Source organism: Neobacillus bataviensis, assembly GCF_019969725.1.
In genome coordinates, this window is sequence record NZ_JAHXYW010000002.1 from 355,369 (window position 1) to 368,021 (window position 12,653).

At 38.5% G+C, this 12,653-nt stretch carries 17 protein-coding genes; 9 read left to right on the plus strand and 8 right to left on the minus strand.

Features of this window, described 5'->3' with window-relative positions:
- Positions 1–206: 206 nt before the first annotated feature.
- On the minus strand, positions 207–770 hold the full coding sequence (locus tag LC455_RS06465; protein WP_223589184.1) for a biotin transporter BioY: 564 nt from the start codon (positions 768–770) through the stop codon (positions 207–209).
- A gap of 177 nt (positions 771–947) precedes the next feature.
- Here LC455_RS06465 and bioB point away from each other — a divergent pair, with 177 nt between their 5' ends.
- Positions 948–1,967 carry a biotin synthase BioB gene (gene bioB, locus LC455_RS06470; RefSeq protein WP_223589186.1) on the plus strand — a complete coding sequence of 340 codons (1,020 nt, stop codon included), beginning with the start codon at positions 948–950 and terminating at the stop codon, positions 1,965–1,967.
- A gap of 33 nt (positions 1,968–2,000) precedes the next feature.
- Here bioB and LC455_RS06475 read toward each other — a convergent pair whose 3' ends face one another.
- Positions 2,001–3,287, minus strand: a complete 1,287-nt coding sequence (locus LC455_RS06475; RefSeq protein ID WP_223589188.1) for an NCS2 family permease — start codon at positions 3,285–3,287, stop codon at positions 2,001–2,003.
- A gap of 340 nt (positions 3,288–3,627) precedes the next feature.
- On the opposite strand from LC455_RS06475, the gene LC455_RS06480 reads away from it, so the two are divergent.
- On the plus strand, positions 3,628–4,875 hold the full coding sequence (locus LC455_RS06480; RefSeq protein WP_223589190.1) for a cation:dicarboxylate symporter family transporter: 1,248 nt from the start codon (positions 3,628–3,630) through the stop codon (positions 4,873–4,875).
- A 117-nt stretch (positions 4,876–4,992) separates the two neighbouring features.
- The gene (locus LC455_RS06485) at positions 4,993–5,985 is read left to right on the plus strand and encodes a DUF3231 family protein (RefSeq protein ID WP_223589192.1); all 993 of its coding nucleotides are present in this window, start codon (positions 4,993–4,995) and stop codon (positions 5,983–5,985) included.
- A 29-nt stretch (positions 5,986–6,014) separates the two neighbouring features.
- On the opposite strand, the gene LC455_RS06490 is transcribed toward LC455_RS06485, so the two are convergent.
- Positions 6,015–6,281, minus strand: a complete 267-nt coding sequence (locus LC455_RS06490) for a sensor histidine kinase (protein ID WP_223589193.1) — start codon at positions 6,279–6,281, stop codon at positions 6,015–6,017.
- Positions 6,282–6,789: 508 nt separating this feature from the next.
- Here LC455_RS06490 and LC455_RS06495 point away from each other — a divergent pair.
- Positions 6,790–7,491 (plus strand): CAP domain-containing protein, encoded by a 702-nt coding sequence (locus LC455_RS06495; RefSeq protein ID WP_223589195.1) that lies wholly within the window; start codon positions 6,790–6,792, stop codon positions 7,489–7,491.
- A gap of 24 nt (positions 7,492–7,515) precedes the next feature.
- Here LC455_RS06495 and LC455_RS06500 read toward each other — a convergent pair whose 3' ends face one another.
- A complete protein-coding gene (locus LC455_RS06500; protein ID WP_223589197.1) occupies positions 7,516–8,334 on the minus strand; it encodes a GDSL-type esterase/lipase family protein in 819 nt (272 codons plus the stop codon).
- A gap of 129 nt (positions 8,335–8,463) precedes the next feature.
- On the opposite strand from LC455_RS06500, the gene LC455_RS06505 reads away from it, so the two are divergent.
- From LC455_RS06505 to LC455_RS06515, 3 genes are all read left to right on the plus strand, one after another.
- A complete protein-coding gene (locus LC455_RS06505; protein ID WP_223589199.1) occupies positions 8,464–8,766 on the plus strand; it encodes an antibiotic biosynthesis monooxygenase family protein in 303 nt (100 codons plus the stop codon).
- A 136-nt stretch (positions 8,767–8,902) separates the two neighbouring features.
- Positions 8,903–9,502 (plus strand): alpha/beta family hydrolase, encoded by a 600-nt coding sequence (locus tag LC455_RS06510; protein ID WP_223589201.1) that lies wholly within the window; start codon positions 8,903–8,905, stop codon positions 9,500–9,502.
- 24 nt (positions 9,503–9,526) lie between these two features.
- Positions 9,527–10,309 carry an AAA family ATPase gene (locus tag LC455_RS06515; protein WP_223589203.1) on the plus strand — a complete coding sequence of 261 codons (783 nt, stop codon included), beginning with the start codon at positions 9,527–9,529 and terminating at the stop codon, positions 10,307–10,309.
- A 61-nt stretch (positions 10,310–10,370) separates the two neighbouring features.
- Here the strand turns inward: LC455_RS06515 and LC455_RS06520 are convergent, their stop codons facing one another.
- From LC455_RS06520 to LC455_RS31325, 4 genes are all read right to left on the minus strand, one after another.
- Positions 10,371–10,694: a BC1872 family protein gene (locus LC455_RS06520; RefSeq protein ID WP_223589205.1), complete on the minus strand. Its 324-nt coding sequence runs from the start codon at positions 10,692–10,694 to the stop codon at positions 10,371–10,373.
- A 157-nt stretch (positions 10,695–10,851) separates the two neighbouring features.
- Positions 10,852–11,247: a secondary thiamine-phosphate synthase enzyme YjbQ gene (locus LC455_RS06525; protein WP_223589207.1), complete on the minus strand. Its 396-nt coding sequence runs from the start codon at positions 11,245–11,247 to the stop codon at positions 10,852–10,854.
- 1 nt (position 11,248) lies between these two features.
- Positions 11,249–11,590 (minus strand): DUF3889 domain-containing protein, encoded by a 342-nt coding sequence (locus LC455_RS06530; RefSeq protein ID WP_223589208.1) that lies wholly within the window; start codon positions 11,588–11,590, stop codon positions 11,249–11,251.
- 113 nt (positions 11,591–11,703) lie between these two features.
- Positions 11,704–11,838, minus strand: coding sequence for a hypothetical protein (locus LC455_RS31325; RefSeq protein ID WP_263297695.1), 135 nt, complete (start codon positions 11,836–11,838; stop codon positions 11,704–11,706).
- Between the two features lie 126 nt (positions 11,839–11,964).
- On the opposite strand from LC455_RS31325, the gene LC455_RS06535 reads away from it, so the two are divergent.
- Positions 11,965–12,345, plus strand: a complete 381-nt coding sequence (locus LC455_RS06535; protein WP_223589210.1) for a MazG nucleotide pyrophosphohydrolase domain-containing protein — start codon at positions 11,965–11,967, stop codon at positions 12,343–12,345.
- Between the two features lie 56 nt (positions 12,346–12,401).
- Positions 12,402–12,629, plus strand: coding sequence for a hypothetical protein (locus LC455_RS06540; protein ID WP_223589211.1), 228 nt, complete (start codon positions 12,402–12,404; stop codon positions 12,627–12,629).
- Positions 12,630–12,653: the final 24 nt, after the last annotated feature.

Here is a 12,653-nt window from a genome sequence, read left to right on the forward strand (position 1 = left end):
GCCAATTGGCGGATAGCATGCTCTAATTAGTGGATAACGTAATCCAATCAGCGAAAAGCAAATCAATTGGCGGATAGCGTGCTTCAATCAGCGGATAACATGCTCTAATTAGCGGATAACGTAATCCAATCAGCGGATAAGCAGCGCCAATCAGCGGATAACAACACTCAATCAGCGGATAACCATAACCAAAAAAAGAAGACACATTAAAGTGTCTCTACATTTTTGTGCAAGTTGCGTTTTATAGCAGGAGATTTTACCAGTCTATAAACTAAATAAGAAGCAAGTATTGCTTTTAAGATATCTCCAGGAATATAGGCCATGCTTGTTAAGATGGCTTTCTCAATCGGAATATCCATTACAAAAGCTTGAACAGGGATACCGATGAGGTAAAGCAGGAAAATTCCCACTGTTAAATTGACAAGTAAAATATTTCGTAATTTCAATTTGCTAAATCGCTTGATTAGATAGCCCACGCAAAAAGCAGCTAAAGGATAAGCGAAAAGGTAACCGGCACTTGGCCCGACAAATACAGCAATTCCTCCGCGGCCTCCCGATAATAGTGGTGCCCCAGCCGCAACAACCAATAAAAAGACGGTCATACTTAAGGCGCCGAGTCTTGGCCCTAAAACACCGCCGGCCAGCAAAACACCTAAGGTTTGGATCGTAATCGGTACCGGTGTAAACGAAAGCATGATTGGTGGAATAAACCCCAATACTCCCATAAATGCCGCAAGCAGAGCAACGTATGTAATATCTAAAATTTTCATAATCCATCCCCACTTTTTTATTTGTATATTACTGATTTTAAAACTATCAATAAATTTATGTCAACTACTTTTTAAATTGGTTAACAAATAATACTTGATTAGAAGATTAAATGTTTTATAATTTTATATGTAAACCAAAGAATAAAAAAGGTTAACAAATAAATATGAGGTGATCAAGTGGAGTGGCTAAAGCTGGCACAGAGAGTAATCGAAGGGTATTCATTAACGAAAGAAGAAGCTAAGGAGATTTTGGCGGTCAATGATGACGAAGTCTTGGCACTTGTCCATGCTGCCTTTGAGATTCGCAGACATTTTTATGGAAAAAAAGTAAAACTGAATTTGATTATTAATGCAAAGAGCGGACTCTGCCCAGAGGACTGCGGCTACTGTTCCCAATCGATTAAAGCAAAAACAGAGATTGACCGCTACACGTTAATCAGCAAACAAACTATAGTCGAAGGAGCAAAAGAAGCGAAAAAGAACAAAATCGGTACATACTGTATTGTCATGAGCGGCAGAAGACCCACCAACAATGAAGTCGATACAGTGATAACTGCTGTCGAACAAATCAAACAAGAGGTAGAGCAAATTAAAATTTGTGCCTGTTTGGGGCTTGTGACTGAAGACCAGGCGGTAAAGCTGAAAGCGGCAGGTGTCGACCGCTTTAATCACAACATCAATACTAGTGCTAATCATCATGCTAATATTACGACTACTCACGATTATGATGATCGAATCCATACGATTGAAAACTTGAAAAAAGCAGGGATTTCACCATGCTCCGGTGTAATTTGCGGAATGGGTGAAACGGATGATGATATTGTAGAAATGGCATTTGCACTCAAGGAGCTTGATGCAGATTCCATCCCGGTTAATTTCCTGCATCCGATAAAAGGAACAAAGTTAGAGAATTTAGATGATTTAACGCCAATGCGCTGCCTGAAAATCCTGGCACTCTTCCGATTTGTGAATCCATCTAAAGAAATTCGGATTTCTGGGGGACGGGAATACAATTTACGCTCCTTACAGAACTTGGGGCTGTTTATTGCGAACTCCATCTTCGTCGGTGATTATTTGACAACCGATGGCCAAGCCGCTAAAGAAGATTACCAGCTCATCGAAGACCTTGGATTCGTAATTGAAGAAAATCCATTTGAAACCGAAAGCCAACACTATGCAATACAAGCACAAAAATAGCAAAAGGAGCCAAATGGCTCCTTTGTGCGCTTATTAAACTGTGTGCAGCAGGAAATTGGTCAAAAACAGCATCGAAATAATATAAATCGAGAGAGAAAGCTGCTTTTGTTTGTTTGTAAAAAGCTTAACCAGCGGGTAAGCGATAAATCCAAACGCAATTCCATCGACGATACTGTAGGTTAACGGAATCATGATAATAACAAGAAATGCCGGGAACGCTTCGGTAAAGTCTGTAAAATCGATATTTACGATATTGGTCAGCATCAATCCTCCAATGATGATGAGGATTGGTGCGATTGCCGAACTTGGTACGAGTTTGATAAAAGGCATGAAGAAAAGTGATGATAAAATGAGTAAACCTGTTACAACAGAGGTTAACCCCGTTCTTCCGCCAGCCGTGATTCCCGCCGCTGTTTCCACCGTCGAAACAGATGGACTTGTGCCTAATAATCCACAAACAATTGTAGAAATTGAAATGGCTTTAAGTGATTTCTCATTTTTTTCCGGTGCTTCCAGCATTCCGTTCACCTGCGAATGAAGCAGTCCGATATTTTCAAAAACGAGAACTAAAACCAGTGAAAAGGCAGCCGTCCAAAACGGAATGGTGGCCATGTTTCCAAAGTCTGCGCTTAATAAAACATTTTTATAGTCTGCGAAGGAAATAAAGCTGGTATCCATTTTTGAAAAATGAACGATACCAAAAAAGTAGGAAATGATAGTCCCTAGAATAATACTGATTAAGAAATTCCCCGGTACTTTTTTCAAAAATAAAAATAACGTGATAATTAGATTAATGATTGATGCCAGAACCATCGGGGCAGATAAATTCCCCATAGCTACGAAGTTAGTGGGATTCCCCACAATAATTCCGCTTTTTTGCAAGCCAATAAAGGCGATGAATAGGCCAATTCCCACTGAAATCGATTCTTTTAAGGACGAAGGTATCGCCTTAGACAAAATCACTGATAATTTTGTAAAGGCTACAATCACAAAGAGGATTCCAGATACGACAACGGCTCCTAACGCTTCCATATAATTCAGCCCCATCGAACCTACGATGGTATAGGTGAATAAGGCATTAATGCCCATTCCAGGTACGATGATTAATGGTGCATTTGCCATAAAGGCAACTAGTAAACAGCCAATCAGCGAAGAAAGTACGGTTGCGATAATCCCAGCTTCAATCGGTATTCCGGCATCCTGAAGGATATTTCCATTCACGGCTATAATGTAGACAATGGAAAAAAACGATGTTAACCCTGCTATAACCTCCTTTTTCAAATTTGTTTTGTTCTGCTTAAGTTTGAAAACTCCTCTCATATTTTAATCACACACTTTCGTGTTGCCCTCTCCCACCCGCATTAAGTAAATAATATTTATATTTTACTTATGCCGGGAAATATTATAACACAGAAAATGGTTGTAACAAGATATGAGAAAACGGCAAAATTTTCAATTGGCAAACATATCTCTTCCTCAATAATGTATTTCATGTTATTCTAAAAAAATGATTTTAAAAAATCAAATGATTATTAAGTAAGCGTTATCCTCGGTAAATATAGTTATTTTGAATATCGACTCGGGGAAGATATCTCTACATATTAATTTTTATATAGTAAAAAATAACTAACAATTTAGTTGTTGAAGAGGAGGAATTGTATTGAAGAGAATTAGTTTAGCGTGGCAAATATTCATTGGTCTGGCACTTGGTATTATTGTCGGAGCCATTTTTTATGGAAATGAGAATGTAGTTACTTGGCTGCAGCCTATCGGAACGATATTTATTCGATTAATTAAAATGATTGTTGTGCCGATTGTGGTTTCCAGTCTAATCGTTGGGGTTGCCGGCGCGGGTGATATGAAATCGCTGGGGAAGCTTGGAGGTAAGACCCTTCTTTATTTCGAAATCATTACGACAATTGCTATTTTTGTGGGCCTTCTTGCGGCTAATGTGTTCCAGCCTGGGTCTGGGGTTGACCGCTCCCACTTAACGAAAACTGATATTAATACTTATGTTCAAACTGCGGAACAAACAGAGTCACATTCGATGGCTGATACCTTTATCAATATTGTACCGACCAATATTATCCAATCATTAGCAAATGGAGATATGCTTGCGATCATTTTCTTTTCCGTCATGTTCGGAATCGGTATAGCGGCTATTGGGGAAAAAGGGGAGCCTATCCTCAAGTTCTTTAGAGGAACAGCTGATGCGATGTTCTATGTCACGAATCAAATCATGAAACTGGCTCCACTTGGTGTTTTTGCCTTAATTGGTGTTACCGTTTCAAAGTTTGGAATTACTTCATTGATTCCATTAGGTAAATTAGTACTCGTCGTTTATGGAGCTATGATTTTCTTTATTTTAGTTGTTCTTGGTTTAGTAGCAAAAATTGCTGGTTACAGTATATTTAAACTAATTCGTTACTTAAAAGACGAACTTATTCTGGGGTACTCTACAGCAAGTTCTGAAACCGTTCTCCCAAGAATCATGGAAAAAATGGAGAGAATCGGATGTCCAAAAGGAATTACCTCATTTGTCATTCCTACGGGATATTCTTTTAATCTTGACGGGTCAACGTTATATCAAGCGATAGCGGCGTTGTTCATTGCGCAAATGTATGGTATTCATATGAGTATAGGTCACCAAATTACATTAGTACTTGTATTAATGTTAACTTCAAAAGGAATTGCCGGAGTTCCTGGTGTATCATTTGTCGTCCTCCTTGCCACCCTGGGAAGTGTTGGAATCCCAGTTGAAGGACTAGCGTTTATTGCGGGAATTGACCGGATTTTGGATATGGCACGTACCTGCGTTAATATTGTTGGAAACTCCCTTGCTGCCATTGTCATTACCAAATGGGAAGGCCATAAACTTAATGATGATAAAATAGAGAATGTAGCCTAATATCATGTAAAGACACTTCCGCAGCAAGCGGGAGTGTTTTTTTATTAACGCTTAATTTTTCCACTAATAAAAATGCCTTACATAGGGAAATTTATTCAAAAAAGGGGAGATGAATGAATGAGTACCAATCGCCATCCGCGTCTAACAGCCTCTGAGCTCGCAACCTTATGGAATACTTATATGGCTGACACGATGGGCAAATGCATGCTCCTCCACTTTAAAAATACCGTCGAAGATAAAAAAACGGAAAAAATTATCGACTTAGGTTTGAAAATCGCAGAAAATCACCTTGAATCACTCACTGAATTATTTCAAAAAGAGCAAATTGCTATTCCTCAAGGCTTTGGCGAAAACGATATACATAAAAATGCCCCAAGATTGTTTTCCGATGAATTTTACTTGAGGTATCTAGAGCATATGGGCCGAACCGGTTTGAACACCTATTCATTAGCGAAAGCCATTGCTGCCAGAAAGGACATTCGTGAATTGTATAAGCTTTGGTACAGCCAAACAGAAACCATGTATGATTTAGCTGTTGATTTATCTCTAGAATATGGTTTTTATGTAAGGTCGCCCTATTTGGATTATCCCGATGAGGTTTTATTCGTGGAGGACAATGATTTTTTAGGACAATTTTTGGGCAAGCAACGACCCTTGTTAGCAATTGAAATTGCCCATTTAGGGACCAATATCGAAGTTTGCCATGTAGGCCAAACCGTTTTATTGGGATTTAGCCAAGTGGCTAAGTCACAAGAAATAAGGACCTTTCTGCAACGGGGATCAAAGATTGGGAAAAAACAGATCAAAACCTTTTTCGAGATTTTACAAGACAGCAATACTTCCTATCCTTCTACGTGGGATTCCTTAATCACCGGATCGATTGAACCGCCATTTTCCGATAAATTAATGCTGTTTCAAGCTAATCTTTTAAGTGCGATTGCCATTGCTGATTTTGGGACCGCTATTGGCGGAAGTGTTAGAAAAGACATTGGGTTAGAATATGCTAAATTAATCGCTGAATTAGCGAGTTATGCAGAAGATGGAGCCAAAATGATATTAAAGAAAGGTGGCTGGAAAAGCCGCCTCAAGTCCACGATCGAGATAAATTAATTAACCGTTCGGATTAAATGAAAAGGTCGCTAGTCCATAACGACCATTTCATTTGAGTATACAATCGGCATACAAATTGTCACAGCCGTTCCCTCTCCAAGTTTACTTTCAATTTGCAGCCCATATTCCTCACCAAAGTGAAGACGAATCCGATCATGGACATTTTTAATGCCAATATTTTTGCCGCCTATCGTATGTTCTTCCTCCAGAAGACGTTTTTGGAGAGTTGATAGAGTTTGTTCATCCATGCCTGAGCCATTATCGATTACTTTAGGAAGAAAAGGTATCCGTTGCAAAGAAGATTGCTCGTAAATATCTTTAAAGTTGCTCTACGTGCTCTAAATGGAGATGGAGCAGGGGTTTTGGTCACGAAGCAGGGTTCTAGGTGACTGAAAAGATGAAAAAGTAGTAGTTCCAGTTACGTAGCAGGGTTTTACGTGACCGAAAAGTGGAAAAGTAAATGCTCCGGTCACGTAGCCGGGTTCTAGGTGACCGAAAAGGCGGAAAAGAGGAGGCTCCGGTCATATAGCCGTGTTCTAACAAATCAATACAGTCACCCTGCTGTAAGCATAGATATTTTTCTGAAATGTTTGTCATAAACGGCCGCCATATTAAAAGCTGTCAACCCTCATTTTTATTATAATTTCTGGAAACTTTTCAAATAATTTATAGAGTTAATATTTTAAAAAGCTTAAAAATAGTTTGTGAAGAACCCCTGTAAAATTCTCCCTAAAATATTACAAAAATCGCATGTTATGATGAGTTTGCTAATGAACGGCAATTTTCATAACAGGAGGATTTATCATGTTTAAGAAAAAAGCGATTCTTACAGTGGCTGCAGCGGCGGCATTAGCTTTAGCAATTCCAGTACTAAATAAGGCACACGCAGCCTCAAATACCGCAACAACACAAGAGGCGGTACATGTTTTTCAAGGCTACAATATGAACGAGATTAATAGCATAATAGAAAAATATTTTGCCAGCTTTGGAATCACATTAACTCAAAAACAGCAGGTTCAGGCACCAAGCAATCAAACGGTGCAAACTCAGCAGTCTACCCCGACTCCGGCACCGAAACCAGTACAGCAGCAGACAACACCAACAACTACAACTCAAACAACCAGCACCTTAAGTGCATATGAACAAAAAGTCGTTGATCTTACTAACCAAGAACGGGCAAAAAACGGTTTGCCTGCGCTTAAGGTTGATTTGACGCTTAGCAAAATGGCCCATGAAAAATCACGCGATATGTCTGCTAATGGTTATTTCAGCCATACGAGCCCGACATATGGTTCTCCATTTGATATGATGAAAAAATACGGTATTACCTACCGTTATGCAGGTGAAAACATTGCTATGGGGCAACGGACTCCAGAAGAAGTTGTGAATGCCTGGATGAATAGTGAAGGACACCGAAAAAATATTTTAAGTCCAAACTACAATTATATTGGTGTAGGTTACGTTTCACAGGGGAACTACTGGACACAAGAATTCATAGGGAAATAAAAAAACAGCCAATGGCTGTTTTTTTTATACTGGTAATTTCCGATATTGGTGTTTAAACTGATCGATCATAAGCTCCGATATGGCCGTATAACCAGCCGAATTCGGGTGAACTCCATCAGGTGATAAATTTTGCAGCTTTTCCCCGTTAATAGCCTGTGTCGTCTCCACCACTATGGATGATGAATATTGACTAGCTACCTGATAAATTTGCAGATTCCATTTTGGAAGCAATTTGTCCGCCAAAGAATACATATCGTTTTCAGGAGACAACGGATTATACAATTCTAAAAAGACGATTGTAGCGTCAGGATTCAGCATGTGAATTCTATCAGCAATGCCAGACAAATTTTTTGAAAAGGAAGTTTGTAATTGATTAAACGATTGGAAGACGTTTTGGAAGTTTTGCCCTTTTGCCATCCTAAGAACGTCATTTCCCCCCACATTAATCGTCACAATGTTAGCCTTTTTGATTTCTTCATCAAATCGGCCTTCTTGAACAAGTGCAACTAATTCCCCGCTTGTAATTCCATTTATACCTTCATTTTGAAAGACAATTGGTTTATGAATTTGCTTTTCCAGCTTGCTAGAGAATTTCGAAACAAGATTTTCATTCTCCCCAGCTCCCACTCCGCGAATGATAGAATCACCTAGCGCAAGATGATCTATTTGAGAAGCGTTAGAATCCCGAAAATAATCTAAATAAGAAACACTGGTATTATCTTTGCTAGCTTCAACGGTTTGCTTTTTCATTTTATGAATTTGATATTGCGGGTAATAAAGCCATGCCCCGACCCCAACACCAATAAAAAGTACAAATATCAAAAGGTATTTGATTATTTTCAAAAAAATCACTCCTTGAATATACCATTATATCAAGAATCACTTTAAAAATACCTAGTTGTTGGTTTCCAATTAAGGGTCTGCGTATGATAGACTTAGATTACCAAAATTTATCATATCCAGGGGGAGAAAATGATATTAGAAGCGGCTATGCTACAGGTTAAACAGGGGATGGAACAAGAATTTGAAGAAGCTTTTCGAAAGGCCTCAACCATTATTTCATCGATGAAGGGCTACCAGTCTCACGAATTACAGCGCTGCATCGAAACAGACGGAAAATACCTGCTGTTGGTAAAGTGGGAAACTTTAGAGGATCATACGGTTGGATTCAGGCAATCAGAGGAATATCAGGAATGGAAAAAGCTTTTGCACCACTTTTATGACCCATTTCCAACGGTTGAACATTTTGAAAAAGTAAATCTAAAGGGGAACTGACAGTGGGCATTCTATTAAAATCCATTTTTGTTGGTTTTCGGACCAAATGAATAAGAGGTGAATGGCATGTATCAAATTAGTGCAAACCAAGTGGTGAGAAACGAACATTCAACCATTCCCTATACATGGATTCGGTATGAACAACCAAGTAAAAACATTTGTATCATGCTTCCAGGGCTTGGATATTTCAACTGACAGACCGATATTTTATTATGCAACAAGTATGTGTTTAAACAATCACGTGGATGTTCTCCATATCAATTATACCTTTGCAAAAAATGAACACTTTAAAAAGCTCGAAGAAGCAGAACAAAAGCAATGGATGTATAAAGATGTTAAAGCTGTTATCGAAGAAGTTCTGAGGAACACCCACTATGAACAATCGTTTCTGTTGAGTAAATCCATCGGGACGGTTCCGATGGCAATGGAATGGACACAGAAAAATCTCTTTCCCAATGCGTTGGGAATCTGGTTAACACCTTTGCTAAAAGTGGATACTGTGTACCAGGCCATAATGAAAACGGAACGTCCGTCTCTTTGTGTTATTGGGGATGATGATCATCACTATTTCGAGGAGAAAATTGCTTCTTTGAAAAATAACGGGCTTGTGAACACCGTGGTGATTCCAAAAGCTGACCATAGTTTAGAAATCCAGGGAGATATCACTGCCACGATTAATGCGGCAAATGTAGTGATCGATTGCATCCAAGAATTTATTATCAGAAATAAAATCTAGTAACGAGTAGAATCGGAGGTCTTAATGGTGCATCTAAAATCAGTTTTTTTAACAAGTGAAATTGAAGAAGATGAGTACCCATTTAATCTTCCTCTTATAAAAAAATTTACAGAACTACACTTTATCAAGCCAATAACAATTCTTGTCGGGGATAATGGATCAGGGAAATCGACCTTGCTCGAAGCTATCGCAGCGAATTTTGGCAGCATTTTAATCGGCGGCGAAAACATTGACTCCGATCCCACACTTGCTCCTGCGAGAGAGCTTGGGCAAAAATTGAAGTTAACCTGGAGTGTCAAAACTAAAAAGGGCTTCTTTTTCAGGGCCAATGATTTTATCAATTTCACGCATAGATTAGCAACGATAAAAGAAGAATCCCAACAAACTCTAAAAGAGATTAAAGCGAAAGATCCTTTTAGTCTGGAAGTACTGCCTTATGCCCATACATTGTACGATTTACAGCATTTTTACGGTGAAGGGCTTGAGGTCCGGTCGCATGGGGAGAGTTTTTTAGATTTGTTTCAAGCGCGCTTTCAACCGAATGGATTATATATTTTGGATGAACCGGAAGCGCCGTTATCACCGCTAAAACAGCTCACGTTAATTTCGATGATCAATGATATGGTGAAGGAAGACGCCCAGTTCATTATCGCCACCCATTCTCCAATACTAATGGCCCTTCCAAATGCAGAAATATACGCGATCGAGGATGGAGTTCTCCAGCAGATTAATTATGAGGATGTCGAGCATGTCCGGCTCACGAAAGATTTTTTAAATAATCCTGAGAGATTTTTAAGATATCTTTAAACAAGAAAAAAAGAACTTGGAGATTCCAGGTTCTTTTTCATTTATGATTTTGAATTTGGTTTTAGCACAGTTGTTGCCATAATCTTGCGCTGTCAACTGATGAGTGTTTTTCAATGATGGAGTAGGCAGCATTTGTAATGGCTTGTGATAACGTGGCGCCAGTTGCCTTGACGTCATTAAAGCTGACCTCTGAATGACCATTTGTTGTATAGGTGTATCCAAACATCCTTAGCTTTTCCACGATGAGCATGGCATGATCAAGGTTATGTTCTGGTTGAAATTCAGAATCATGAATGAATAAATTCTTTTCATAGTCATACCATCGGTCCCATCTATTTAACTTCCAACCTAGTATTCTCCGAGCTATTGAGTCTGTTTTATTCATTTCCTTATCCCCCATATCATGTTTGATTATTATATAACAGGTTTAATTTGTTGATTATATTATATAACAGACAGTGGGAATCGACTACTAATTTATCGTGTTTTTTAGAAAATTTTTCTATTGTAGAATTTGGAGGATTAGTACGAATGAGTTTATTTTAGAAAACTTTCACATAAAAAGTCCGTTTTCGCGGGCCGTCAAACTCACAGAAATAAATTCCTTGCCATGTCCCCAACAGCAAACTGCCATCTGTTACAATGACATGCTGCGATGACCCTACAGTACTGGCTTTCATATGCGCAGCGGTATTGCCTTCCATATGGCGATCGAGTTCATGATTCCAGGGATACACTTCGTCGAAGCGGCGAATCATATCGCTTTTCACATCGGGATCAGCGTTTTCATTAATCGTTATTCCAGCAGTTGTATGAGGGCAATAAACAACGACGACACCTTCTTGGGTGCCCATTTCCTTAATAAAATCCTGAACTTGCTGTGTAACTTCAATCATTTGATCACGTTGGTTAGTTTTTAATGCGAATTTCTTGAGCATTTTATTTTGATGACTCCCTGAATGTTATTTTAATAACTTTCTGTGTTTGATTATTAAATTCAATATCAATGAATACACCGAATTCCCTTTTATTATCCTTTAACCATAATTTGAATTTTTCTGTTGAGGTCTTTGTGCCGGTAACTCTGCCAATATGAAGATAATCAACGATATTTGCTTTTGGATACCGCTCATGGGTTTTTTCCATTGCCATAATGCCCCATTTTGCATATGGTGGAATGGGTTTATGTTGTGCCGCAGCTCTATTGGAAGAAATGAGCGGGTTCACACTTTCGGAGAAAAGGGCCGTTAATACAATTAAACTAATTAGAACCTTTTTCATAAAAATCCCCTCTTTTTTTTGCTTTTATTATGGCTTTTAACACAAAAGGTTATGTAAATATGGGTTATTATACCGTGGCCGCGGTGAAACAAAATAAAGGGAAGATGCCGGTATTAAAGGCGGTCATCTTCCCATGCTCTGTTATAATCCTTGATATTATCATCTTGATTTACAGTCTGGCCTGCCTGACTTTGATTCCTTTTGTGATTCGTTTGACTTGAATTTTGCAGCTTATCTTCCTTTTTCATAGCCATCAGCCTCCTTCCTATAACCTTTCCAAGTTTAATGTAAATATGTATTCAAGGGATTTGAAAAACTAAACCATCGTCTGATTAAATAAAGTTAAGGATGAAATCAGAAGGGGTGATTTTTGGATGAAAGATATTCAAACTTTCTCAAAACAGTACCAAAAAGAAATGGGATGGGAAATTAGCGAGGAGAACTTTGAAAAAAGCAGGGCTTCTCTTCTAAATAATTACATGCTTTTGACAACGGAGGTTGCAGAAGTAGCGGAAGAGCTCAGGAAGGCATTTAACATGACTGCTTCATACGTCAAAGAAGGATTACCGGAAGAAAAGGCTTTTGAACTGGCAAAGGAACAGATTAAAGAAGATTTAGGGAAAGAGTTGGCCGACTGCCTAGCTTATATGCTCAAGTTTTACAATTTTTTCGGAATCGATGCTGAGGAAAGTTTTTATGCTAAGATGGAAGAAGTCAGGAACCGCAAGAATAAGGATATTGTCAAAACCAAGTGAATAATCAATCATATAAGGCTAACCCTATATTCATAAAAGATAAAAGGAGACTACTCGTGAAGCCTTATGAAATAACCAATATGATCATTGATGATGATTTTTACAATGAGGAATTTGTCACTGCGGAAATTACATATGAGAATCAGGTTTACAGCATTACCTTTAAAAAAGAAGATCTTGAACTCGTTAATGCCTGGGTTTTTAAGGAGGGTACCTCGCTGCCGGCCAATTTATCAGAACAAATGATTGAATCAATAAGAGAAGATGTAAAAAATAAAATCTAGTCATATGGCTAGATTTTATTTTTT

Excerpts from the sequence above, each read along its gene's own strand:
- LC455_RS06475 (WP_223589188.1), bottom strand. The coding sequence starts at position 3,287 with ATGAGAGGAGTTTTCAAACTTAAGCAGAACAAAACAAATTTGAAAAAG.
- LC455_RS06465 (WP_223589184.1), bottom strand. The coding sequence starts at position 770 with ATGAAAATTTTAGATATTACATACGTTGCTCTGCTTGCGGCATTTATG.
- LC455_RS31325 (WP_263297695.1), bottom strand. The coding sequence starts at position 11,838 with ATGAAAAAGGAAGATAAGCTGCAAAATTCAAGTCAAACGAATCACAAA.
- LC455_RS06530 (WP_223589208.1), bottom strand. The coding sequence starts at position 11,590 with ATGAAAAAGGTTCTAATTAGTTTAATTGTATTAACGGCCCTTTTCTCC.
- LC455_RS06520 (WP_223589205.1), bottom strand. The coding sequence starts at position 10,694 with ATGAATAAAACAGACTCAATAGCTCGGAGAATACTAGGTTGGAAGTTA.
- LC455_RS06505 (WP_223589199.1), top strand. The coding sequence starts at position 8,464 with ATGATATTAGAAGCGGCTATGCTACAGGTTAAACAGGGGATGGAACAA.
- LC455_RS06495 (WP_223589195.1), top strand. The coding sequence starts at position 6,790 with ATGTTTAAGAAAAAAGCGATTCTTACAGTGGCTGCAGCGGCGGCATTA.
- LC455_RS06485 (WP_223589192.1), top strand. The coding sequence starts at position 4,993 with ATGAGTACCAATCGCCATCCGCGTCTAACAGCCTCTGAGCTCGCAACC.
- LC455_RS06515 (WP_223589203.1), top strand. The coding sequence starts at position 9,527 with ATGGTGCATCTAAAATCAGTTTTTTTAACAAGTGAAATTGAAGAAGAT.
- LC455_RS06510 (WP_223589201.1), top strand. The coding sequence starts at position 8,903 with ATGAACAACCAAGTAAAAACATTTGTATCATGCTTCCAGGGCTTGGAT.
- LC455_RS06525 (WP_223589207.1), bottom strand. The coding sequence starts at position 11,247 with ATGCTCAAGAAATTCGCATTAAAAACTAACCAACGTGATCAAATGATT.
- LC455_RS06535 (WP_223589210.1), top strand. The coding sequence starts at position 11,965 with ATGAAAGATATTCAAACTTTCTCAAAACAGTACCAAAAAGAAATGGGA.